This is a genomic window from Zhongshania aliphaticivorans (assembly GCF_902705875.1).
Lineage (GTDB): Bacteria > Pseudomonadota > Gammaproteobacteria > Pseudomonadales > Spongiibacteraceae > Spongiibacter > Spongiibacter aliphaticivorans_A.
Map to the genome: position 1 here is coordinate 2801700 of NZ_CACSIK010000001.1, position 23184 is coordinate 2824883.

At 47.5% G+C, this 23184-nt stretch carries 20 protein-coding genes; 10 read left to right on the plus strand and 10 right to left on the minus strand.

The window, feature by feature from the left end; genetic code table 11:
• Positions 1-12 precede the first annotated feature (12 nt).
• The 3 genes from AELLOGFF_RS12580 to AELLOGFF_RS12590 all read left to right on the plus strand — a co-directional run bounded on the left by AELLOGFF_RS12580 (position 13) and on the right by AELLOGFF_RS12590 (position 4586).
• Positions 13-1620, plus strand: coding sequence for a carboxyl transferase domain-containing protein (locus tag AELLOGFF_RS12580; RefSeq protein WP_159269061.1), 1608 nt, complete (start codon positions 13-15; stop codon positions 1618-1620).
• Between the two features lie 78 nt (positions 1621-1698).
• A complete protein-coding gene (locus AELLOGFF_RS12585; RefSeq protein ID WP_159269062.1) occupies positions 1699-3708 on the plus strand; it encodes an acetyl/propionyl/methylcrotonyl-CoA carboxylase subunit alpha in 2010 nt (669 codons plus the stop codon).
• Positions 3705-4586: a hydroxymethylglutaryl-CoA lyase gene (locus tag AELLOGFF_RS12590; protein ID WP_159269063.1), complete on the plus strand. Its 882-nt coding sequence runs from the start codon at positions 3705-3707 to the stop codon at positions 4584-4586. Before AELLOGFF_RS12585 ends, AELLOGFF_RS12590 begins: the two co-directional genes overlap by 4 nt.
• 106 nt (positions 4587-4692) lie before the next feature.
• On the opposite strand, the gene AELLOGFF_RS12595 is transcribed toward AELLOGFF_RS12590, so the two are convergent.
• The 5 genes from AELLOGFF_RS12595 to AELLOGFF_RS12615 form a co-directional block, all read right to left on the minus strand.
• Positions 4693-5679, minus strand: a complete 987-nt coding sequence (locus tag AELLOGFF_RS12595; RefSeq protein ID WP_200842664.1) for a DNA-3-methyladenine glycosylase family protein — start codon at positions 5677-5679, stop codon at positions 4693-4695.
• A gap of 113 nt (positions 5680-5792) precedes the next feature.
• Positions 5793-6992, minus strand: a complete 1200-nt coding sequence (locus tag AELLOGFF_RS12600) for a sulfotransferase family protein (RefSeq protein WP_235036459.1) — start codon at positions 6990-6992, stop codon at positions 5793-5795.
• A gap of 27 nt (positions 6993-7019) precedes the next feature.
• Positions 7020-8141, minus strand: coding sequence for a DUF1214 domain-containing protein (locus AELLOGFF_RS12605; RefSeq protein WP_159269064.1), 1122 nt, complete (start codon positions 8139-8141; stop codon positions 7020-7022).
• A gap of 108 nt (positions 8142-8249) precedes the next feature.
• A complete protein-coding gene (gene trmH, locus AELLOGFF_RS12610) occupies positions 8250-8951 on the minus strand; it encodes a tRNA (guanosine(18)-2'-O)-methyltransferase TrmH (RefSeq protein WP_159269065.1) in 702 nt (233 codons plus the stop codon).
• Between the two features lie 93 nt (positions 8952-9044).
• Positions 9045-9467, minus strand: coding sequence for a hotdog fold thioesterase (locus AELLOGFF_RS12615; RefSeq protein ID WP_159269066.1), 423 nt, complete (start codon positions 9465-9467; stop codon positions 9045-9047).
• Between the two features lie 152 nt (positions 9468-9619).
• Between AELLOGFF_RS12615 and AELLOGFF_RS12620 the strand changes: the two genes are divergently transcribed.
• Complete coding sequence (locus tag AELLOGFF_RS12620; RefSeq protein WP_159269067.1) at positions 9620-10768, plus strand: acyl-CoA dehydrogenase family protein; 1149 nt, start codon at positions 9620-9622, stop codon at positions 10766-10768.
• 141 nt (positions 10769-10909) lie between these two features.
• Positions 10910-11188, plus strand: a complete 279-nt coding sequence (locus tag AELLOGFF_RS12625) for a peptidylprolyl isomerase (protein WP_159269068.1) — start codon at positions 10910-10912, stop codon at positions 11186-11188.
• Between the two features lie 347 nt (positions 11189-11535).
• Here AELLOGFF_RS12625 and AELLOGFF_RS12630 read toward each other — a convergent pair whose 3' ends face one another.
• From AELLOGFF_RS12630 to AELLOGFF_RS12640, 3 genes are all read right to left on the minus strand, one after another.
• Complete coding sequence (locus AELLOGFF_RS12630; RefSeq protein ID WP_200842665.1) at positions 11536-13221, minus strand: VWA domain-containing protein; 1686 nt, start codon at positions 13219-13221, stop codon at positions 11536-11538.
• A 214-nt stretch (positions 13222-13435) separates the two neighbouring features.
• Positions 13436-15250: a sodium-extruding oxaloacetate decarboxylase subunit alpha gene (gene oadA, locus AELLOGFF_RS12635; protein ID WP_159269069.1), complete on the minus strand. Its 1815-nt coding sequence runs from the start codon at positions 15248-15250 to the stop codon at positions 13436-13438.
• Positions 15251-15264: 14 nt separating this feature from the next.
• Positions 15265-16680 (minus strand): acetyl-CoA carboxylase biotin carboxylase subunit, encoded by a 1416-nt coding sequence (locus AELLOGFF_RS12640; RefSeq protein WP_159269070.1) that lies wholly within the window; start codon positions 16678-16680, stop codon positions 15265-15267.
• 168 nt (positions 16681-16848) lie between these two features.
• Here AELLOGFF_RS12640 and AELLOGFF_RS12645 point away from each other — a divergent pair, with 168 nt between their 5' ends.
• On the plus strand, positions 16849-17781 hold the full coding sequence (locus tag AELLOGFF_RS12645) for a LysR family transcriptional regulator (RefSeq protein WP_159269071.1): 933 nt from the start codon (positions 16849-16851) through the stop codon (positions 17779-17781).
• A 104-nt stretch (positions 17782-17885) separates the two neighbouring features.
• Here AELLOGFF_RS12645 and AELLOGFF_RS12650 read toward each other — a convergent pair whose 3' ends face one another.
• Positions 17886-18563 carry a class I SAM-dependent methyltransferase gene (locus AELLOGFF_RS12650; protein WP_159269072.1) on the minus strand — a complete coding sequence of 226 codons (678 nt, stop codon included), beginning with the start codon at positions 18561-18563 and terminating at the stop codon, positions 17886-17888.
• Positions 18564-18666: 103 nt separating this feature from the next.
• On the opposite strand from AELLOGFF_RS12650, the gene AELLOGFF_RS12655 reads away from it, so the two are divergent.
• The 4 genes from AELLOGFF_RS12655 to AELLOGFF_RS12670 all read left to right on the plus strand — a co-directional run bounded on the left by AELLOGFF_RS12655 (position 18667) and on the right by AELLOGFF_RS12670 (position 21793).
• Positions 18667-19044 (plus strand): cereblon family protein, encoded by a 378-nt coding sequence (locus AELLOGFF_RS12655; RefSeq protein ID WP_159269073.1) that lies wholly within the window; start codon positions 18667-18669, stop codon positions 19042-19044.
• 57 nt (positions 19045-19101) lie between these two features.
• Positions 19102-19803: a pseudouridine synthase gene (locus tag AELLOGFF_RS12660; protein WP_159269074.1), complete on the plus strand. Its 702-nt coding sequence runs from the start codon at positions 19102-19104 to the stop codon at positions 19801-19803.
• A 243-nt stretch (positions 19804-20046) separates the two neighbouring features.
• Positions 20047-20850, plus strand: coding sequence for a transglutaminase-like domain-containing protein (locus AELLOGFF_RS12665; protein WP_159269075.1), 804 nt, complete (start codon positions 20047-20049; stop codon positions 20848-20850).
• A gap of 91 nt (positions 20851-20941) precedes the next feature.
• Positions 20942-21793 carry a transglutaminase family protein gene (locus AELLOGFF_RS12670; protein ID WP_159269076.1) on the plus strand — a complete coding sequence of 284 codons (852 nt, stop codon included), beginning with the start codon at positions 20942-20944 and terminating at the stop codon, positions 21791-21793.
• 132 nt (positions 21794-21925) lie between these two features.
• Here AELLOGFF_RS12670 and AELLOGFF_RS12675 read toward each other — a convergent pair whose 3' ends face one another.
• The gene (locus AELLOGFF_RS12675) at positions 21926-23179 is read right to left on the minus strand and encodes a Y-family DNA polymerase (protein ID WP_159269077.1); all 1254 of its coding nucleotides are present in this window, start codon (positions 23177-23179) and stop codon (positions 21926-21928) included.
• Positions 23180-23184 lie beyond the last annotated feature (5 nt).

Here is a 23184-nt window from a genome sequence, read left to right on the forward strand (position 1 = left end):
GACTCGACAACCATGACTGTACTGACATCAAAAATAAACCCGCGCGATCCGAGTTTTTTAGAAAACGCCGAATATATGCAAGCACAAGTTGACGATTTAAAGCAGCTTGTCGTAGGCATTAATGATGGTGGCGGCGAGAAATCTCAACGTCGCCACCAAGACAAAGGTAAGCTTCTACCGCGCGAGCGTATCAATGCGCTGCTTGATGTCGGCGCACCCTTTCTGGAACTGTCACAACTCGCTGCGTATAAAGTCTATAAAGAAGTCTTACCTGCGGCTGGGCTAATTACCGGTATTGGCAGAGTGTGCGGCCAAGAGTGCATGATCGTCGCCAACGACGCCACCGTAAAAGGTGGTAGCTATTTCCCGCTGACGGTTAAAAAACATTTACGCGCCCAAACCATCGCCCAAGAAAACAATTTGCCGTGTATTTATTTGGTCGACTCCGGTGGCGCCAATTTACCGCAACAAGACGAGGTGTTCCCAGACCGTGAACACTTTGGTCGCATCTTTTTTAATCAAGCGAATATGTCAGCAAAAGGTATTCCGCAAATCGCGGTTGTTATGGGCAGCTGCACCGCTGGCGGCGCATATGTACCGGCAATGGCTGACGAGTCAATTATTGTCAAAGAGCAAGGCACCATTTTCTTAGCAGGCCCACCGCTAGTAAAAGCGGCGACGGGTGAAGTGGTTAGCGCCGAAGATTTAGGCGGCGCCGATGTACACTGTAAAGTATCAGGGGTTGCAGATCATTACGCACAAAATGACCACCACGCTTTGCAGATTGCCAGAAACGCAGTGAAACGATTAAATCGCGGTAAACCTCAATCGCTCGACGTACAAGCCAGTGTTGAACCGCTTTTCCCCAGCGAAGAAATTTACGGCATTGTCCCCAAGGACAGCCGCAAACCCTTCGACGTGCGAGACATTATTGCACGCATTGTAGATGGCTCTGATTTTGACGAGTTCAAAGCACTATTTGGGACAACCTTGGTCTGCGGCTTCGCCCGTATTTTTGGTTACCCCGTTGGCATTGTCGCGAACAACGGTATTTTATTTTCTGAGTCTGCTCAAAAAGGCGCCCACTTTGTTGAGCTTTGCGCACAGCGAAAAATTCCAATTATTTTTCTTCAAAACATTACTGGCTTCATGGTTGGCCAGCAGTATGAAGCGGGCGGCATAGCAAAACACGGCGCCAAAATGGTGACCGCCGTCGCCTGCGCCCAAGTCCCTAAATTCACCGTACTTATTGGCGGCTCTTTTGGCGCTGGCAACTACGGTATGTGTGGCCGCGCCTACGACCCACGCTTCTTGTTTATGTGGCCAAACGCAAGAATATCGGTAATGGGCGGCGAACAAGCTGCTGGGGTAATGGCGCAAATAAAACGCGATCAATATGAACGTGAAAACAAAGACTGGCCATTAGATGAGGAAGCCGCTTTTAAACAGCCCATCCTCGATACCTACGAAGAACAGGGCCACCCCTACTACGCTTCGGCACGGCTTTGGGACGACGGCGTTATCGACCCTGCCGACACGCGGATGGTGCTAGGTTTAAGCTTGTCAGCAAGCTTAAACAAGCCCATAGAAGAAACCAAGTTTGGTGTATTTCGCATGTAAATAAAGTACGCCTTAAGAAATCTAATAGAGTCATTATTGGTATGTTCAACACCGCCAACTACAGCTAGGAATAGCAACATGTTTGATAAAGTTCTAATAGCAAACCGAGGCGAGATCGCCTGCAGAGTCATTAAAACTGCTCGCAAATTAGGCGTGCTTACCGTTGCTGTTTACAGTGATGCCGATCAAGACGCCCTTCATGTCAATATGGCTGATGAGGCAATTTATCTTGGTGCTTCTCCAGCGCGGGACTCGTATCTCGACATTGATAAAATTATCAATGCGGCCAAACAAAGCGGAGCAAAGGCTGTTCATCCTGGCTATGGTTTTTTATCAGAGAATGCCGACTTCTGTCGTCGCTGCGCCGCAGAAAATATCGTCTTTATCGGTCCACCCACTGACGCCATTGTCGCTATGGGGTCCAAGTCTGCCGCCAAACAAATCATGGAAAAAGCCGGTGTCCCCCTCGTACCCGGTTATCATGGCGACGACCAAAACCCAGAGATTATTCGTCAGTCTGCCAACGACATGGGTTACCCCGTACTCCTTAAAGCCACCGCGGGTGGCGGTGGCAAAGGGATGCGACAAGTATGGTCTGCAGACGAATTCGATGCCGCCCTAGAGGCTGCTAAGCGCGAGGCACTTAACGGCTTTGGTGACGACACCATGCTGGTAGAGAAGTATTTAACTCAGCCACGACATATTGAAATTCAAGTATTTTGCGACAGTCATGGCAACGCGGTTTATCTTTTTGAGCGCGACTGCTCTATTCAACGCCGCCATCAAAAAGTAATAGAAGAAGCACCTGCACCAGGATTAAGTGAATCTCTACGACAGGAAATGGGCGAAGCTGCTGTGCGTGCGGCCCAGGCCATCAATTACGTTGGCGCGGGCACCGTTGAGTTCCTATTGGATAGTGACGGCAGTTTTTATTTCATGGAAATGAACACCCGTCTGCAAGTAGAGCACCCCGTCACCGAAATGATCACGGGCTTAGATTTGGTAGATTGGCAGCTACGGGTCGCGACCGGCGGCCGCCTGCCATTAGCGCAACACGAGTTGCACATTCGCGGTCATGCGATTGAAGCGCGCATCTACGCCGAAGATCCCGACAATGAGTTTTTACCGCAAACCGGCACCTTGCACTTTCTTGAAACGCCAACAGAGTCTGCACATGTCCGGGTGGATACCGGCGTACGCCAAGGTGATGAAGTCAGTGTTTATTATGACCCCATGATTGCAAAACTTATTGTTTGGGACGACGACAGAAATGCCGCATTAAGACGCTTAGAATCAGCACTTTCACAATATCGTATAGATGGCGTAATCAATAACATCGACTTTTTACGGACTATCAGCCGCCACCCTGCTTTTATCGCTGCCGATTTTGACACCGGTTTTATCGGTAAAAATGAAGACAGTTTAATCAGTATTGCACATCAAGCCGCCACCACCGCACTACCGCTAGCCGCTCTGTATCTTGCAATTACCCAACAGCAAGCTATTCAGTCACGCGCAACCGCGAGCAATGATAACAACTCCCCTTGGAATACCGCCGTGAATTGGCGTCTTAACCAAGTTGCGGCTTATGAGTTGGCAATCAAGCTAAATGGCGACACCCATATTGTCTCCATTTCAGCTCAAGAAAATTCGCCCCGCTCTACTTTTAGCCTAGCTTATCAAGACCAACATTTCACCGTTAGTGGTTCACTCAAAGATAGGCAACTAACAGCAACGATAGACGGTCATAGGCTATCGGTGACTGTGTCGTCACATAACGGCGCCTATTGCATGTTTGGCGCTGGGCCCACCGCTCACTTTTCAGTCGAGCAACCTGATCTTGGTGACAACAATCAAAATCATGATTTAAATCAATTGGTAGCCCCCATGAATGGCACCGTGGTCAGTCATTTGGTTGATCCTGAAAGCGCCGTTACGGAAGGGACACCATTAATGATTATGGAAGCCATGAAAATGGAGCACACCATCCGCGCGCCTGCAGATGGTATTGTTAACGCATTCTATTTCCAAGCTGGTGAACTCGTCAGTGGTGGTGATGAGTTAATTCAATTTGAGGTAAGCCAATGACTAGTAATCCAACATTACCTAACTATGCCCGCATTGTAGAAGTAGGTCCCCGTGATGGCTTACAAAATGAGAAGCAAGCTATTGGTATCGACACCCGTATTAACTTAGTCAATATGCTTGCTGAGGCGGGCCTTAGCTATATAGAAACAGGGAGTTTTGTTAGCCCCAAATGGGTACCTCAAATGGCTAATACCGACCAAGTCTTTGCGGGCATTCATCGCCAGCCAAACGCCGCTTATATCGCGCTTGTTCCAAATATGCAGGGGTTTGAACAAGCGGTTACGGCTAAAGCCGATGAAGTCGCTATTTTTACCACGGCCTCAGAAACCTTTGCCAAGAAAAATACCAACTGCACCATCGCAGAAAGTATCGAACGCTTTAAGCCGATTATCGAGCGCGCTAAAGCGTTAAATATTCCTGTGCGAGGTTATATTTCCTGTATTGCCGCCTGCCCTTACGAGGGACTTATCGCCCCAATAGAGGTTGCTAAGTTAGCGGCGCAATTAATATCAATGGGATGCTATGAGGTCTCTCTTGGAGACACCATTGGTAGCGCCACACCAGAACAAATTTCTGAAATTTTAGAGTGTGTATTGCCCTATGTGCCCGCGGACAAACTGGCAGTACATTTTCACGACACCAATGGTCGCGCGATAGAAAATATTCACGTTGCCCTGCAATACGGTATTTCTGTTATCGACAGTGCCATTGGTGGCCTCGGTGGCTGCCCCTACGCTGAAGGCGCAACAGGAAACGTGGCAACAGAATCTGTCGTTGATTTATTAGACAAGCTCAACATCAGACATGACATTAACTGGGAGAAACTAAACAAAGCCAGTCAGTATATTCGACAAGCTTTAACAAACAGTGCGCCATAAAGCGCGTGTGCTTTTCTTCACCCATAAAACTGTATTAATGGCAAAGGTTTATACTTGGCGCTGAGTTTAAAATGCTGTGTATAGATACGATGAACTATTTTATTATTCAGTAATTTACACCGCTATCCAGTGCCCATAAATGAGCGGCCGCTAATGCACGCCACGGCGCACATTGGGCTAGCCAGTGTTGGGCTTGCTCCGGCGTGACTTTATCTTCTTGCTGCAGCAACTTTTGTAAGTTTCTTCGCACTGCAACATCACCGTGCAGAGATCCATCGAGAAAAGCAAAGCCTCGGAGTAAGGCATAATTAACTGTCCACGGGCCGATACCACGGATACCACATAAGGCCTTACTAATACTGTTTGCCACTTCTGTGTCAACCGTCTCACCATCATCCAATACTGGCAGCACCAAACTTTGGCCGTCAATCTCATGGGCTAAATCAAGCAGCGTTCTAGCCTTTGTGGCAGATAAACCTACACTACGAAGCGACGCCACATCGGCAGAGGCAAGCAAGGCTGGATCAGGATGACATAAAAGCCCATTAGAATGTGCTACGCCAAACTGTTGAATGAATCGCCGCCGAATCGATATCGCCGCGCTGACACTTATTTGCTGGCCAATCACAGCCCAGCACAATGCCTCAAAGGGAGAAACAGATTGGGGAACACGTAAACCACGATTGTACTGAAGCTGGCCTACGAATAGCGCTGCCATCTTATGTTCAAAGGTGTCGACATCTTGATTTAAACCGAGTATGCGACCAGCTAGCTCGTTTAAGCGCGCATACACAAGGGCTTTTTCTGTTGGCGCAAAGAGGCTGCCATCCCAGCACAAGCTCACCTTGGCAATGTCATGTAAAAAAATCACCCGCAGGCAACAAACCCGTCCCTGCCAGATTAGCGCTTTTTCAAAACTATCATCTTGGACATCACCACCATCCAACGATGCACCACTATCTTTATAACCGTGAGCAAAAATACGTTCCGAAACCTGCTCTTTATCCCGCCCGTGAAATGCCAGCACATCTTTAAAGCGATAATGCATTGGCAAGGTCAGTGTTAACGACACGACTTGCTCGTTTGATAGCACTTAATAACCCCTCTATTAGCAATGTGACAACCACTGCTAAGCTTAGGGCTAGCAAGCGCCTCAGTACAACTGGAATCTACGCATTTACTAGATCAACTGCCCTTAAAATTGATTTAAGCATCTTCGACAAAACGTTTACGATACTCAGCAAATTGCTGCTTCAACCCTACTTCACTGAGGCCAAACTGCTCCAAGGTATACTCATGACTGGGCCGACTATCACGCCGATTTTCTTCTTGATGTTTTTCCATTGCAGCTCGGGCGGTATCCGTTAAGGTCATACCAATAAAGTCGTATACTTTTTTAACCGATGACAAGGGGTCAACCACCGTATCTTTATACCAAACATCTAAGAAGGCATGGGGATTTTGATCTCTAACATTCAAAGTATGCAGAGTGCCACGTGCATATTTAGCAGACCACTGTTCACCAACCTTTTTAGGGTCAACGTCATCACTACCTAAAACCCATAAGTTGTAATTCATGCTCGCGGCCGAGGGGATCGTTTGCAGAGGGTCACGGTGAGTTTGAACAATTTTCGCGTCTGGGAACACCTTAAGTAAGGTTGCAATATGATGAATATGATGCGGTGTTTTTAACAACCACCGTTCAGCCAGTTGCCCACGCTTCTTCTTTTGCCACTGCAAGAACTGGAGTAAATGTTTTAGGTATTGATATGCAGGTGTATTGTCATGCTCATCATTCCACTGCCCATAGCTAGGTACATTACAAAAAGCGTCGGGCACGGTGCTATAAAAGCTATGTTCCAATAATAAGATATCTTCGTCTGCGGCCACTGGGTCCATAGGGTGGATCGCCGCCAGTTCAGGATTGGCGGCCAGCATTGCCGTTACTTCTTCTTCTGCTGATGTAATACGTGCATCCTTACCCGTAAAATCCCAATCTAAGGTCGGCGCAGGATTGCGCACTTCATACCATAAAGGCGCATAGAAGCGTTTATCTGCGGCCAAAATACGATGAAAAAACGTAGACCCAGTACGCTGCAATCCAATTATCACTACCGGAGAAATAATCTCTTCATCTAAAATTTCTGGATGCTTTTCTATCCATGCCTCAACCCGCAAACGATTAATTAAAATATTTAAAATACGCTGATATTGGCCAAATCGCCCCCCGCGATTCAAATTTGCCTCGCTATTAAGCGACGCGAGTAAAACATCAAATGGCTCACGAAAAGATTCATCACCAAAATCATGTAGACCTGTTGCCTCCATGGCCTCGGCTAGTAAGTTCGCTGTACTTAAATCAACATCGGGAATAGCAATGTCTGTCACTTCTTGCTTAGTACTCACAACGACTTCTCCTTATTCTTGCGACCTTTATTTAGCGATTAAATGGGAAAGCTCACTCGACTTAAGCACACGACAATGTGGATGCACTATTCGATCAGCACCAATCCACCGAAAAGCCATGGTCCCCTCCGTATGCCCAGTAGTATCCAGCCAGTTAGGACACTGGGGATCTTTGGCAGCCACAACAATGCTGACACCACCGTCGTCCCGATATACTGCGGTATGCTTGTTCACATGAATTTGCACGTATCGATATTCTAAAGACTCCATCCAATAATTATTTAATTGAAAGTTCCAGTTATCGCAGCTTGGTAATTCATCGAGTTCTATTAACAAAACCTCGTCTTCGGCTAAATTGAAATAACCGTGGTAATAATAAATATTGGGATCACCCCCCAACTTTTGGCAATAGGCTTGATCGGCGGGCGGCAAAGTATTTGGAAAGGCTTTAAACCCCTCCGCCCAATCGGCAAACAGTGTTGCCGTTCCTTTAACAAACGCGGCCGTTTTTGCTAAATCTGTTTTTAATTTCTGACCGCTAAGGGCAGCGGGCTTATTTGACGAGGCATCCAAACGCGTAATTTTTAAATCGGCAAAGGTTTCTGTCTTACGATCGAGGTAAGTTTCACGCACCAATACAGCAAGCGTGTCTGCAGTGGTTTTTAACCAATTACCAGGCTTTGGCGTCTGCGACAGTATCACGTCAATGGTGCCGTCTTCATTAACCTCTAAACCAGTGTGGGTATCGATGGCAGAAATTGAACGCATATTGCCATCTTTTTCCTCATAGCCACCGGCAATGGCAATAAAACCAAGGTAGGCTACCGTTCCGCGGGTTCCGCTAATTTTATAATCGTGTTGGCCATTAATTTCAGCGCGTAAATAATAGTTATCAGGATTATCCGCGCCAATTTTGGCCGTTTCATGGGAAGGGCGGTAAAAGCTGGGGAAATCCCGATCACTACACTCCATAAACATATCGAGTGCAATACGAGTTAAACGGGTCAAATAACGCCATCCCTCGGCGCGGCTTACATCATCTGCTGGGGTTTCAGGGCGTATGATTTGTTGCCCAGCTGACTTCAGCTCATCACAGAATGCCTCCCAAGCGTCGATATCCACCGGGGTATTTGGGGTCTCTACAGCCATGCGATACTCCTATTATTATCGCTGGCATTCTGACAGTAATAAAATTATTCCCCCATCCTCCAGATAGATGACGCAGGAATAAATGAACTTACCTTCCTCTAATTACCCTCACCAATTACAGCGAGGTGCACTACCCTTTCGCACCTCACGCTGCCAGCTTAGCCCATCTAATAGCTCACCCTCATCATCAAGTGCGGGATATGCTAAATCGTGCTGGCGGCAATAGTCACTGAGTTTGGGTTGAGCCCATTCGAACAAGGTTTGGTGATAACAATCATCATCTATACGACGCTGACTATACATACCGGCAAGCTGGCGCTGACGCTCCGCCTCGGCTAGGATAATGCCTGCCGCCACCGACACATTAAATGATTGCACCATTCCTCGCATAGGAATCGTGATGTGCATATCGGCCAACTCACACCCTGCAGCACTGACACCCTTTTTTTCAGCACCTAGAAGAATGACGGTGGGACGGGTGTAATCGGCTTCACGAAAATCAACAGAATCCTCCGCCAAATGCGCAGCCAAAACCTGGTACCCCTTGTTTTTAAGGGGCGTTAAGGCTGTTTTCACATCCGGGTGTCGATCTACCGACACCCAACTGTGGGAACCCATCGCGGTGCCACGAAACGCTTTGTAATCCTTGTCTGGCATCGAGCAATGCATTTTGCCAATACCAGCCGCATCCGCAGTACGAACAATCGCAGACAGATTACGACCCTTGTGGACATTATCGGTAACGATCGTCAGATCCGGCTGTCGGCACATCAGTACCTGACGCAGACGTTGAAAGCGGGCGGCAGTCATTGGCACAATCTCTCTCAAAAAAGCCGGCTAGTGTACTGCAGCTAACCACGCTCGCAAAGCATGAAGCCATGCTTGGCCAAGGCTTATCCTCTGTTAAATCGCGTCGATGACAGCCATTGTCAAACGTGACACACAGACGGTTTTATCTTCCTCATTAGCAAGGCGAATCTCCCAAACTTGCGTGCGACGACCAATGTGCACAGCCTTTGCGGTACCCGTCACTATTCCTGATCTCACTGAGCGAATATGGTTGGCATTAATATCCAAACCAACACAGGCGCTTCCCTTTTCACAGACCATATTGGCAGCCAAGCTACCTAGGCTCTCAGCCAATACCACCGAGGCGCCACCATGTAAAATACCCATAGGTTGATGTGTTCGCTTGTCTACAGGCAGCGTACCAACAATATAATCTGGGCCTATTTCGGTCACCAGCAAGCCTAATGTTTCGGCAATGGTGTTATTCATTGACGCATTTACCTGATCTATATCGTAAGATCGATTCCAAATAGTCATAAAATAATTACTCGCTTTTTCTTGTTGTGAAGTAAGGTGCTAATTCCAATATCAAACTGCAAAAACCGGTTTTAAAGAGACACTGTAAATTAAAGTTTTCTCTGCTAACATAGCCCCGATAATAGCCACAAATACACTCGGAGGAAATCCCTATGTCCGCTATACCTAGAACCGTCTATGAAGAAGAGCATGAACTATTCCGCAGTACTGTAAAAAAATTCTTAGAAACTGAAGCTGCACCCTACCACGCTCAGTGGGAAAAAGACGGCCAAGTAGACCGCGCATTGTGGCTGAAAGCCGGTGAGCAAGGCTTTTTATCCCCTAGCGTAAAAGAAGAGTACGGCGGCGTAGAAGTAGATTATCGTTATAACGCCATCGTGAACGAAGAATGCGGTCGCTCTGGTTTTACCGGCATTGGTTGGGGCTTACACTCTGATATCGCAGTGCCCTATATTGAGCGTTATGGTAACGAAGACCAAAAACAACGTTATCTGCCAAAATGCGTCACTGGCGAAATTGTTATGGCAATCGCCATGACTGAGCCAGCAGCGGGCTCTGACCTCCAAGGTATCAAAACTACCGCCGTTAAAGACGGTGACGATTATATTATTAATGGCTCGAAAACCTTCATTACAAACGGCCAGCACGCTGACTTAGTGATTGTTGTGGCAAAAACAGACCCAGCTGCTGGCGCCAAAGGTATCAGTCTATTCTTAATGGAAGCTGGCACCCCAGGGTTCAGCAAAGGTAAAAATCTAGAAAAAATCGGTTTAAAAGCACAAGACACCTCAGAGCTGTTCTTTCAAGATGTTCGGGTCTCCAAAGACCAACTCTTGGGAGAAGAGGGAATGGGCTTTGTCTATATGATGCAAGACCTCCCTCAAGAACGCTTAAATGTCGCTATCATCGCCATTGCCAATGCCGAGTCCATTCTTGAGCAAACAATTAATTACGTAAAAGAACGCACCGCTTTTGGTAAATCAGTTGCCACGTTCCAGAACACACAGTTCAAACTAGCTGAATTAGAAACTCAAGTCAGCGTTGCACGGGTTTTCCTAGACCGCTGCCTAGAGCTGCATATCGAACACAAGTTCGACTCTGTTATGGCAGCAAAAGCGAAACTGATGACCACCGACCTTCAGTGCAAAGTTATTGATGAATGTCTGCAGCTTCACGGTGGTTACGGATTTATGTGGGAATACCCCGTGGCACGGGCTTTTGCCGATTCACGCGTGCAACGTATTTACGCCGGCACCAACGAAGTTATGAAGTTAATTATCGGCCGCGATTTACTTAAGTAAACCATTACCTGCGGTTGTTTAAGGGTTGCGCGTTCGCAGCCCTTTTTTACGCTTACACTGCTGGCAACACGCTCAATGAGTAAGTAATGACAGCCCAGCTCCTGCTATAATCCCTAAAAATCATTCCATAAGGATCACCCTATGACCGTCGCAAGCGCACGTCACATTCTGGTAAAAACCGAACAGCAAGCTCAAGATTTAAAAGACCAAATCACCAAAGGCGCCGACTTTGGCGAAGTAGCCAAAAAGTTTTCCGACTGCCCGTCTGGAAAACAAGGCGGTGATCTAGGTGAGTTTCGCCCCGGCCAAATGGTTAAACCTTTCGACGACGTGGTATTCAAAGAATCCGTTTTAGACGTCCACGGCCCCGTGAAAACGCAGTTTGGCTATCATTTGATTCAGACCATTTACCGCAATTAATCTTATCACCACAGCGAGGCATAAATTAAATATGCCTCGTTACTGTAACTTACAACTTATAATCTGAACCAACACAACCAGACAACTCAATACCCCCCAAAGATAGCTAACCACGAAAAACCAAACACCAGTGAAGCGACACCGTTACCTTCATTAGTGAGGACGTTATCCGTATTCAATTTGATTGAAGGTAAAAAGCCACCCATAAAAAACCCCGCATTCAAAATTGAATACGGGGTAAATCGGAGAGAATCAGAGTGCATTATGTAAATGGGGGTTTACAAGAGCAACATCACTGACTTAAATTAATGATAATGATTATCAATTACATAATCAATCATTATTTTCTAAAAATGTTCATAACTTACAGCAATTTCATCCCCTGCCTGCGGTATGGCCTCACCATAAAATACAATAGATGCCTCTTCACTGCCGTAAAGCACATCAAAGCCATCAGTATGGGCGGTATCTCGGCTAACCTCGACACCATTCACAGTTACAACCACCGAGCTTGCAATAGGTGTAAAATCCAATTTAAAACTACTGGCTAAACCCGTGGCAGTTTCAATAATTTCATCATACATTACAGTCCAAGAGGTTGATGCCGCGCAAATTGACGCTGAACTACCACCCGTCAGAGCGGCAATTTCCCGATAATGTGCACCTCCACCCGCATTACCACCGTCACCACTGCAGCTAAAGCTCGAGTCATATGACGCATAAGGATCGTCAAAAGTTTCACGAACCGTCTCATAGGGCCCTGCGATCGCAAAAAACGTCGCACCGCTATCTATAAACGCTTGCTTATAGGTGGCAAAATCTCTTGTAACATAACTACCGTAACCAGCCCCAGACGGGGTGTAACCATTAGCAGTCTCATTCTCAGGCTCGTCAGAAACAAAAATAATAATATTCGGCGCTGACTCTCGATCAAAACCACTTAAATCAACCGTATCAGCACAATAAAAACCGGTTTCAGTGGCACTTCCGTATGTTCCTGGACGAGCAATACCATCGGGATCATCGCCCCATTGAGCCTCGCCGTCAGGTGTTGAAGGCGAAATATAATTAGCAGTTTCATCATCTGGCAGGGTCAGTAGTTCGCCACAAGTGGAGCCATCCGTTGTTGTGGCGGCAAGTCTAAAATCCAGGCCCGCTGCATTCAGGCTGTCAAAAAATTGATCAATACCATTGCCAAGATTTTCCTGCTCCTCACTCATGGAACCGGAATTATCGATCACCCAGAGAATATCTGCGGCATTATTGGCGCTTTCTACTTGAGAAAAGGTTTGGCTAGCAGCAGTTGTCGGCGCTGCGACAGCTGTTACAGAGGTAACCGCAGATGCATTATTTACATCACCGTAAGTTTTACCGACTAGATCGGCAAATTCCGTCGCAAATACCGCTACCCAAGTATATAAGCGCTCTTCGACTTCCCAAAACGCAAGCGTTACTCGGAATTCACGCCCACTATCACTGCCAACAGGAAGAACTTCTACATCAGCATCCGACCCCAACTCAGCAAGCAGAATATTTCGTAAGTCAGCACTGCTACGACCACCAGAGATGTATTCAACATCCAAAACCAAAATGGCAACAGTAGACTGAACACCTGTTATGCTTCTGTTTACTAGCTGGTTTACAGTAGCCCCATCATCAACCAGAGCATCGGTAACAATAGCGACCTTAGCATCAATTTCATCTTGCTCTGCAGATGGCTCAGCGTCCGCACGAGCTATTGCCAGCTCCGCCGCTTCCGATTCGACAAAGGCCATCCCAAAACCGGCATAGCTCACATCCTCATCGTCAAGTAATAATGATGGCCGACTCTCGCCCACTTCCTGAGTGCTGTCCTCTGGAATATCCCCATATAAGGCAATACCAGCCCGCTCGCTGGTCACTGCGGCACTAGTCGATGGCTCTTCAACTTCGGGAGGGTTATCGCCTCCACCACCGCTGCCGCCCCCACACGCAGTAATACTAAGCGCTGAAAGGCACAGCACTGAGATGAGTAAATTCTTTGGAAAATTCATAACGACACTCCATTTGTCTATTTTTGCTGCCGATCCTTAGCAACCACACCCCAGTCTGTCGGCAACATTTATATTTTAAAAACACTAAAATTAGCGCCAGACAATGAAAGCAAAAAATATCAGGGTTGTAAAACAAGAATGTAGGCAGGGCTTGTAAGAGATCTCTCACAAGCCCTGCCTACATTAGATTTAACTAACAACTTGGTACTATGTATTACGCACCTGCGTCAATTTCAATCAAGACCTCACCGGGCGTCACTCGGTCGCCCTTGGAAACAAATATCTCAATCACTTTACCGGCGATTGGCGCCTGAACTTCCGCCTCCATTTTCATCGCCTCCGTGACCAATACCGCCTGACCAGCAGTAACGGTGTCACCTACCGCCACCAGCACCTCAACAATATTACCGGGCATATTAGTACTAACATGGCCAGGTTTGCTTGCCGATTTACGGCTATTACTACCTTCTGCTTTATATTCATTGAGGGCTTCGAACACAACTTCTTCAGGCATGCCATCCAAGCTCATATAAATGTGTCGCTTGCCAGAACCCTTGATACCGACGCCAGTGATCGCCACTTGATAACTCTCACCATGAACATCAATAACAAATTCAGTGGGAACGCCACCCTCACTGACTGGCCGTGCAGCCTCACCGATTGGCTCTAGCACTTCTGGCACCAAGGTACCTGCTTCGCGCTCTTCCAAAAAGCTACGTCCTAGATCAGGGAACATCGCATACAACAAGACATCTTCTTCTGACTTGGCCAGCTCACCCACTTCTTTACGAAGTTTGCTTAACTCTGGAGCCAACAGGTCTGCTGGGCGCACATCAATCACATCTTCGCTGCCAATGGCCTTGGCTCTTAAATCTTTATTAACCTCTGCAGGCGCTGCTCCGTAATGTCCTTGTAAATAACGCTTTACCTCATTGGTAATGGTGGTATAGCGCTTATCTGCCAGTATATTCATTACTGCTTGGGTGCCCACTATTTGAGAAGTCGGCGTCACTAATGGTGGATATCCTAGATCCTTACGTACAGCGGGGATCTCAGCAAAAACATCGTTTATACGATTTAATGCGCCCTGCTCTTTAAGCTGATTAGCAAGATTAGACATCATGCCACCGGGCACTTGGTTAATCTGTACACCCACATCTTCGCGGGTGAATTCACTTTCAAACTGATGATATTTTTTACGAACATCCCACAATTTAGCACTAATTTCTTGCAGCGCGGGAAGATCTAAGCCCGAATCTCTTGGCGTACCTTTAAGTGCTGCCACCATTGTTTCAGTAGCAGGGTGACTTGTGCCACTGGCAAAAGCCGACATCGCGGTATCAATAATATCCACACCTGCCTCAATGGCTTTTAACTGACAAAGACCAGCAAGCCCAGAGGTCATATGTGAATGCAACGCTAGGGGAACATCCACAGTGTCTTTCAGGGCCGATACCAATTCAGATGTGGCGGTGGGCGTTAACAGCCCAGCCATATCTTTAATCGCAATGGAATCAACACCCATTGCCACCATATCTTTAGCTTGCTGCACAAATTTTGCGGTGTTATGAACAGGGCTGGTGGTGTAGCAAAGCGTCCCCTGCGCATGTTTCCCAGTTTTTTGGACAGCCTCAATGGCCGTCTTTAAATTGCGAACATCATTCATCGCGTCAAAGATACGGAAGATATCCATACCATTATCAGCAGATTTTTGGATAAATGCTTCTACAACATCATCTGCATAATGGCGATAACCTAATAGGTTTTGTCCGCGTACCAACATCTGTAATTTGGTGTTGGGCAAGGCTTCACGCAATTGACGTAAACGCTCCCATGGATCTTCTTTCAAAAATCGAACACAGGCGTCAAAGGTGGCGCCACCCCACACTTCTAACGACCAAAATCCAATAGCGTCGAGCTGGGCGCACACTGGCAACATATCTTCTGTGCGCATACGCGTCGCAATCAACGATTGATGACCGTCACGCAAGGCAACATCAGTAATCAGAACAGCTTTTTCTTGGCTCATCGTCATATCCTTTTTTACAGACCAGCGTGGGCAGCAATGGCTGCAGCCACTGCCAGCGCAATATCTTCAGGGCGGCTTTTATCCGAGTATTGGGTTAGCTCAGGGTGACTTTCTACAAAACTAGTATCAAATGTACCGGATCGGAATTCGGGATGTTTTAAAATTTGCTGGTAGTACGTGGCTGTGGTTTTGACACCCTGTAAACGCATGTCATTTAGCGCGCGAACACCGCGTTCCAACACGTCTTCCCACGTTAAGCCCCATACAATTAATTTAAGGCACATGGAGTCGAAATACGGCGGAATTGTATAACCGGTATAAATAGCCGTATCTACTCGCACACCGGGGCCACCGGGGGCATAGTAACGACTAATTTTGCCAAAACTAGGCAAGAAATCATTCTTGGGATCTTCAGCATTAACGCGGAACTGCATTGCGTAACCACGATAAGATATATCCTGCTGGCGGTATCCCAAAGGCAAACCTGAGGCAATACGAATTTGCTCGCGAACCACATCCACACCGGTTATCTGCTCGGTAATGGTGTGCTCCACCTGAACCCGCGTATTCATCTCCATAAAGTAAATTTGGTTATCGGCCAGCAAAAATTCCACTGTACCCGCGTTTTCATAACCAACCGCTTCAGCTGCCCGCACGGACATTTCACCAATATAAGCTCGCTGCTCTGGCGTAAGCTGCGGAGAAGGCGCAATCTCGATTAATTTCTGGTTGCGGCGCTGAATAGAGCAATCACGCTCAAATAAATGAATAACATTGCCGTGGCTATCTGCCAAAATTTGCGCTTCGATATGGCGCGGATTGACGATGCATTTTTCAAGAAACACATCTGCACGTCCAAACGCCTTAGTTGCCTCTGAGACCACACGATCAAACTGACGAAGTAAATCTTCCTCACTATCGCAGCGACGTATCCCTCTTCCACCGCCACCCGATGTTGCCTTTAACATCACTGGGTAGCCAATGCCTGCAGCTACCGTCACCGCTTCATTAACATCAGCTAGGTTATCTTCGGTACCTGGCGTTACCGGAACACCCGCCGCGGTCATAGCTCGCCGCGCTTCCGTTTTATCACCCATTCGCCGTATCACTTCAGCACTAGGGCCAATGAAAGTAACACCACGCTGGGCACAAATTTCTGCTAACTCAGCATTTTCAGACAAAAAACCGTAACCTGGATGCAGGCCATCACAGCCCGTTTCTACCGCCAAAGCTACCAGTTTGCGAGGGTTTAAGTATCCTTCTAGCGGATCAGCACCCACGTTATAGGCTTCATCAGCACGCTTAACGTGTAATGAAAAACGATCAGGCTCTGTGTAAACCGCTGCCGAACGTATGCCCATTTCAGCACAAGCCCGCACAATTCGCACAGCAATCTCACCACGGTTGGCGATCAGGATTTTTTTCAGCATCGAGACTCTCCATGACAGGCTACACGCCTACTTCTGCTCAGACTTTTCAGTCCGATTACAGCAACTTCACAACGGTACAGAAAAACCCAACAAATAAAAAATTAATATTTGTTTCAGTTAAGATAACCAATAACTTATACTTAATCAAAAATATAATCGGGATATCTCATGACCGTCAGCTACTTAAATCGCCTTACTCTACGTCAAATTGACGTATTTTTAGCCGTATGCCTTCACCGCAGCTACTCCAAGGCGGCGGAGCAACTAGCCCTCACGCAACCGGCAGTTAGCTCACAAATACGTAGCCTAGAAGAGGTAGTCGGACAAGCCTTATTTGACTACCTTGGCAAGCAATTATTTCTCACCAGCGCTGGTGAAGTCATGCTCCGCGCTGCCCGAGAGTTAAAACAACGCCTAGTACACTTAGAGATTGAACTTACCGACTTACATGGCAGACTGCAAGGCAGCATCAATATAGCCATCGAATCCAGCGCCGAATATTTATTACCCGACTACATCAACACCTTTTGCCAAAAACACCCAGACGTAGACATCACTCTGCATGTTGTTAACCATCTACGACTGCTAGACCGACTAAGAGACAACTTGGACGACTTGGCCATTATGACCCAAGTACCAGAGGGTCGCTCACTAACGTTCACCCCCTTTGCCGAACACCAATTATCACTGGTCGCCAACCCTGACCACCCTTTAAGCCACAAAGACGAAATAAGCCTAATTGAGCTACTCGAACACCCAATCGTACTGCGCGAAACCGGCTCAGGCACTCGTCAAATATTTGAGCACTTTTGCCAACAGCAGAGCTGCGTGATTAAACACATCCGCCAAATGGGCAGCAACACAGCCATCCAACACGCATTAAATAGCGGCCCTAATTGCGCAGTGCTACCAACGGCTATGGTCAAGACTGCCGTTGCCGCTGGCACATTATGCTTACTGCCCGTGCACGGATTCCCCATTAGCCGATCTTGGTGTACGGTCTACCCACGCGGGAAACATTTAAACCCGCTAACAAAAGCCTTCTTAAACCTGCTTCATGGCGAAGCAACAAGCACGCCAAGTAAGCAAGCCGCAACATAGTAAAGCTGTCATTTGATGGATACTGAAATTAAATGAATGACCGATTGCCACGTCAAAGATGAAAGCCTACCTAAAACCAACAAGAGCTTGGGCTGAAAATTGTTTTAGCTCGCTCCAAGATATAAATTAACCCGCGAGAACTCCTCTGACTCAGCCAAATCTGGCACTGTGGTAGCCTGCTGAAAATCGAGCCACTGATAGCCTTCAACACAAAAATCTTTGACTCGCGAATCTGCCACCAACACCTTTGGTGCACGCGCTAAAAAGGCATCTAACAAGGGCAAATTAGCGCGATCGTACAAAACATCTGCCACCAGTATCACGTCATAGCAATCATCATTGGCAAAAAAGTCATCACAGTAAGTCAGCTCAACCTTATTCAGCACCGCATTGGCCCGGCTAGACTTGATCGCATCAACATCAAGATCACAGGCAATAACCTCAAGTGCACCAGCCATTTTTGCAGCAATTGCAGCCACACCGGAACCGCAACCAAAATCGAGCACCCTTTTACCCCGCAACAATTCAGGGTGATCAAAAATATAACGCGCCATTACCTGACCACTGGCCCAACAAAAACACCAATAAGCAGGGTAATTCATAATCCGCTGCGTTTGCTCAGGACTTAAATCATGCTGGGGGAAATCCTCACTCAGCAAATACAGGCTCATTTCCGGTACTAAGGGTAAAGCGGTTTTTACCACTTTTGCTGCAGGTAAAATTTCCTGCAACAAACCTCCTAAAGATTGTTCCAAATCAACTGACGAAAGCGCTTGCTGCAAAATCAGAACCCTTATATGTTAACTATGTTAGTTCAGCATTTTACCGGATTTATACGGTTTTTCGGAGCGCGCAAGTTAGCTCTGCATACAATCGGAGAGCACAATGAGTAATCTGCCTATTAAGCAATTGGTACACGACGCCTTGTTTCAATCTCAAGATCAGGAGCCGGCTGACTTCATCGCCTGCCGCAACTGCAATCAACCCATTACCGCCAATCACTACCGCACCCGCGTTCACGACCAACATCATCACCGCTTCGTAAACCCCAATGGCGTAATTTACGATGTCTGCTGTTTTACTGCGGCACCCGGCAGCATAATCAATGGCGCAGCCACCGCTCTACATTGCTGGTTTCAAGATTATCGCTGGCAATTCGCCCACTGCGAGCACTGCGCAGAACAATTGGGCTGGTACTATGAAAACGACACCAATGAATCTTTCTTTGCACTAATCCCCAGCGTTTTAAGCAGTACAAATTAGCGCCGCAATTTCCGGTATACTGGCTACCGATCTCCTTATCGGTAGCCAGACTGAGTTATGTCAGACAGCCCAAGCACGAACAAATCAAACACGTCTGGCTCGGACTTTATCGTGCCTCATTGTGCGGAAGAGATACGTTATTTGCACTGCGACGATGCGCTTTTAGTCGTCAGCAAACCCGCCGGACTTCTCTCTGTTCCCGGTCGCCACCCCAGCAATAAAGACTGCTTAATTAGCCGTATAAACTTGGAATACCCCTGCGCCAGCATTGTTCACCGTCTTGATATGGCCACTTCTGGATTAATGATTATTGCCCGCAACCCAGAAAGTCACCGCGCCATCAGTCGTTTATTCCAAGATCGAAAAATTCACAAAGAATACCAGGCCATCGTTTTTGGCCACGTTATTAGTAAAGAAGGATTTATCGACTTACCCCTGGCCTGTGACTGGCCCAACCGCCCCCGCCAAGAACTTAATTTTGACTACGGCAAACACGCCCAAACCCATTATGAATACTGCGGCCAACATAATGACGGTAATAGTAAACTCCGCCTTATACCAATTACCGGCCGCTCCCACCAACTTCGAGTCCACACTGCCAGCATCGGCCACCCCATTTTGGGTTGTGAGTTTTATGCTCACCCTGCGGCCAAGGCCGCCGCTGATCGACTACTATTACACGCTTCTCGATTACGATTTACGCACCCCATTACCAACAATGAGTTAGATATCACGCTGGACGCCTCATTCTGGGATTAACAGCAAACCAAACACAAAGCAGGAAAACCCAGCCCTTCCGCAACAAATTTTTTGATATATTTTTAGTAATTGTCACAATAAACCTGTATTGATGGTATACCTCAGTGGTGACGATCAACGTCCGCAGCAAACGTCTTAATCCAAGCACTAAACGCCACGAGATAACACATAGCGTTACCCAATACTTAGCAAAACGCCCAAGCTCCACCTCATTCAAATTGCTACACCCATAGGAGTAGTTGCATGTGGTTAAAAACAAGTTGTGATTTATCTTTCAATATAGAAGTACCCACACCCTTTGTTTTAATGCTAAGACCCAGAAGTGGCGCCCAACAGTGGATTGCCAGCGAACAATACAAACTTGCCCCAAGTGTGCCCGCCTTCGAATTCACCGATGGCTATGGCAATCTCTGCCAACGTCTAGTTGCCCAACCGGGCTATTTTTCTATTCATACCCGAGCAGAAGCCAAAACCGCCGACTTCCTTGACCAAGCCCCCGGCGCGCCCTTTGTAGAAATTCAAAACCTGCCCGACGCCGTACTAAATTACCTACTGCCCAGCCGTTACTGCGAATCCGACCGCTTCGGCCAATTAGCATTAGAAATAACTTACGGCCAATTTTTGGGTTACGACCAGGTTGCCGCCATTGAAAACTGGTTGCGTACCAATATTAGCTACACCCCCGGCGCCAATGACATCCAAGTAACCGCCATAGAAATCAACACTAGGCAATGGGGAGTGTGTCGCGACATGGCCCACCTCGGCATTGCCCTGTGCCGAAGTCTAAGCATTCCCGCACGCATGGTGGTGGGATATTTATACGGCCTGCAACCCATGGATTTACACGCTTGGTTTGAAGCATATATTGGTGATCGCTGGTATACCTTCGACGCCACACAACCTTGCTTAAGAGGCGGCTACGTCGCCATTGGCTATGGCCGCGATGCGGCCGACGTAGCGGTATATAATCAGTTTGGTCCGGGAGTTTACCCCTCTAGCCAAGTGGTCAGCGTAGAGCAGATTAGCGAAAGCACCATCGGCAATTAAACACGGCAGCCTCTTTAATACAGAAAGAGAGGCCATAAAGCACCCAGTCAGAGAGCCAAACAACGATCGTGCAAATGCTTCAGGAAACCTTATGCAGCGCTATAAAATTCTTCACCGAACCTACTATAACTTTTCTTCTGAGGTGCAATTAGGCCCGCACCACTTACGGCTGCGCCCGCGAGAAGATTACGAGCTCCGTATAGAATCATCCACGCTCAACATCACCCCCAGCGCCAAAATACGCTGGCACCGCGACGTAGAAGGAAACTCGGTTGCCACCGCGACTTTTGACCGCCCCACCCAGCAATTGGTATTTGATAGTGAATTAATTATTCAGCAATACAATGAATCGCCTTTAAATTTTTTAGTTGCTGACTACGCCATCAACTACCCTTTTACTTACAAGCCAGAAGATCAAATCCTGCTGGCTCCATACATGCAATTGCCCGATCAAGAAACCCAAGAAATGATAAGCCTATGGGCCCAAAATCTCTGGCAATCAAACGAAAAAATCCAGACCTACACCTTGCTACAAGGTATTGCCAGTCACATTTTTGAAAGCCACACCTACAAATTAAGAGAAGAACCCGGCGTACAAACCGCCAAAGACACCTTGAGCTGTGGCACTGGCTCTTGCCGAGATTTTGCCCAATTATTTATGGACGCTGCAAAATGCATGGGGCTCGCCGCCCGCTTTGTGAGCGGCTACCTACACGCACCTGGAACTGATGCCGCCGGCGCTACCCACGCTTGGGCAGAAGTCTACTTACCAGGCGCAGGCTGGAAAGGGTTCGACCCCACCATTGGCAAACTCGCCGGCACCGATCATATTGCCGTCGCTGTTTCGCGACTGCCTGAAGCAATACCCCCGATTGAAGGATCGTTTATCGGCGAACCGGAATCTACGTTAGATGTGGGAGTTTGGGTGAGTACGCTGCCTTAGACTGAACCGATCAATAGCTTTACTTCCCCCATTGCGTACATCCCAAGGTTCATGACTAAGTTTTTTGTGCCCTGGCACATGCCGCGCGTCGTTTCTGACACATATTTTCTGGGCAAACATCGATTTCTCTTCTCAAACTAAGACACGCGGTATTTCGCTAAGCTTGGTGGTATAACTGGGCGACCGATACTGCTGACGCATAAACCATTTCTTTTGCACTCCCTCCCCAGCCAACTGGAGTGTGCCCCGCCCATAGCGCCGGTTCACACCGTCGAGCAATGTCATCAAACGATCCGTTTGCTTCGGTTGACCCAGTTCAAACATATCATTTTGCAGAAACTTTCTATCGACCATTTCAATAATGCCCACACCCGCTTTCAGATAACTAAAGCCCGGCTTATACAGGCCCGTAACAGCGTACTTGGCGTACTGGCTGAGTATTCGCGTATCGTCGGTGGGGTAAGGCAGTTGCACCACCGTACTGCGACTGTAATAGTGTTTGTCGTAGGGACTGGTTTGAATAAAAATATGCAGTGTTGTGGCTAAACCCTGCTGCTGTCGCAGCTTCTCTGCCGCACGGCTAGCATAGAGGGAGATAGCCTCTTTGATAGGAGGCAACGAGGTCGCTTTAACCCCAAAACCTCTTGTGCAGTAAATTTGCCTCTTGGCGGGTGGGTGCTCTTCCAACTTTAGGCAAGGCTCGCCATTAAGCTCAGCAACGGTTCTCTCAAGATTGACACTAAACCGCCTCCGTAGCAGCTTGGTGTTGGCGTTTGCCAGCTCCCAGGCCGTATATATTTGCATATCATTTAACTGAATTTTCAACCGCCTACCAATACCCCACACCTTGTCGACAGGCATTCGTTTAAGCACCCACTCTCGCTGATCTTCGCGCGTTATCTGACAAACCCCATTGAGGACAGGGACTTTCTTGGCAGCATGATTCGCTGCCTTTGCGAGGGTCTTGGACGAGGCAAGACCAACGCAGACCGGAAGCCGAGTTTCTTTCCAAATGCGCTTCTTAATGGATTGCCCCAACTCCTTCAGGTCAGAGGGCATCCCCATAAACTGAATGAACATTTCATCAATGCTATACACCTCAATATGAGGCGAATAGGTTTTTAGCAAGCTCATCACATTGGCAGACATATCACCGTACAACGGGTAATTACTGCTAAAGACCGTTACCTGATGCTTTTTAAGCAGCGATGCCACCTTGCAATACAGGGTCAGATCAGGAATACCCAACAGCTTGGCCTCTTTACTTCTAGCAACCACAAAACCGTCATTATTACTGAGCACCACCACAGGCTTGCCTCGCAGATCAGGCCGAAATACTTGCTCACAGGAAGCGTAGAAACTATTGCAGTCAACAAGAGCAAACATAAAGA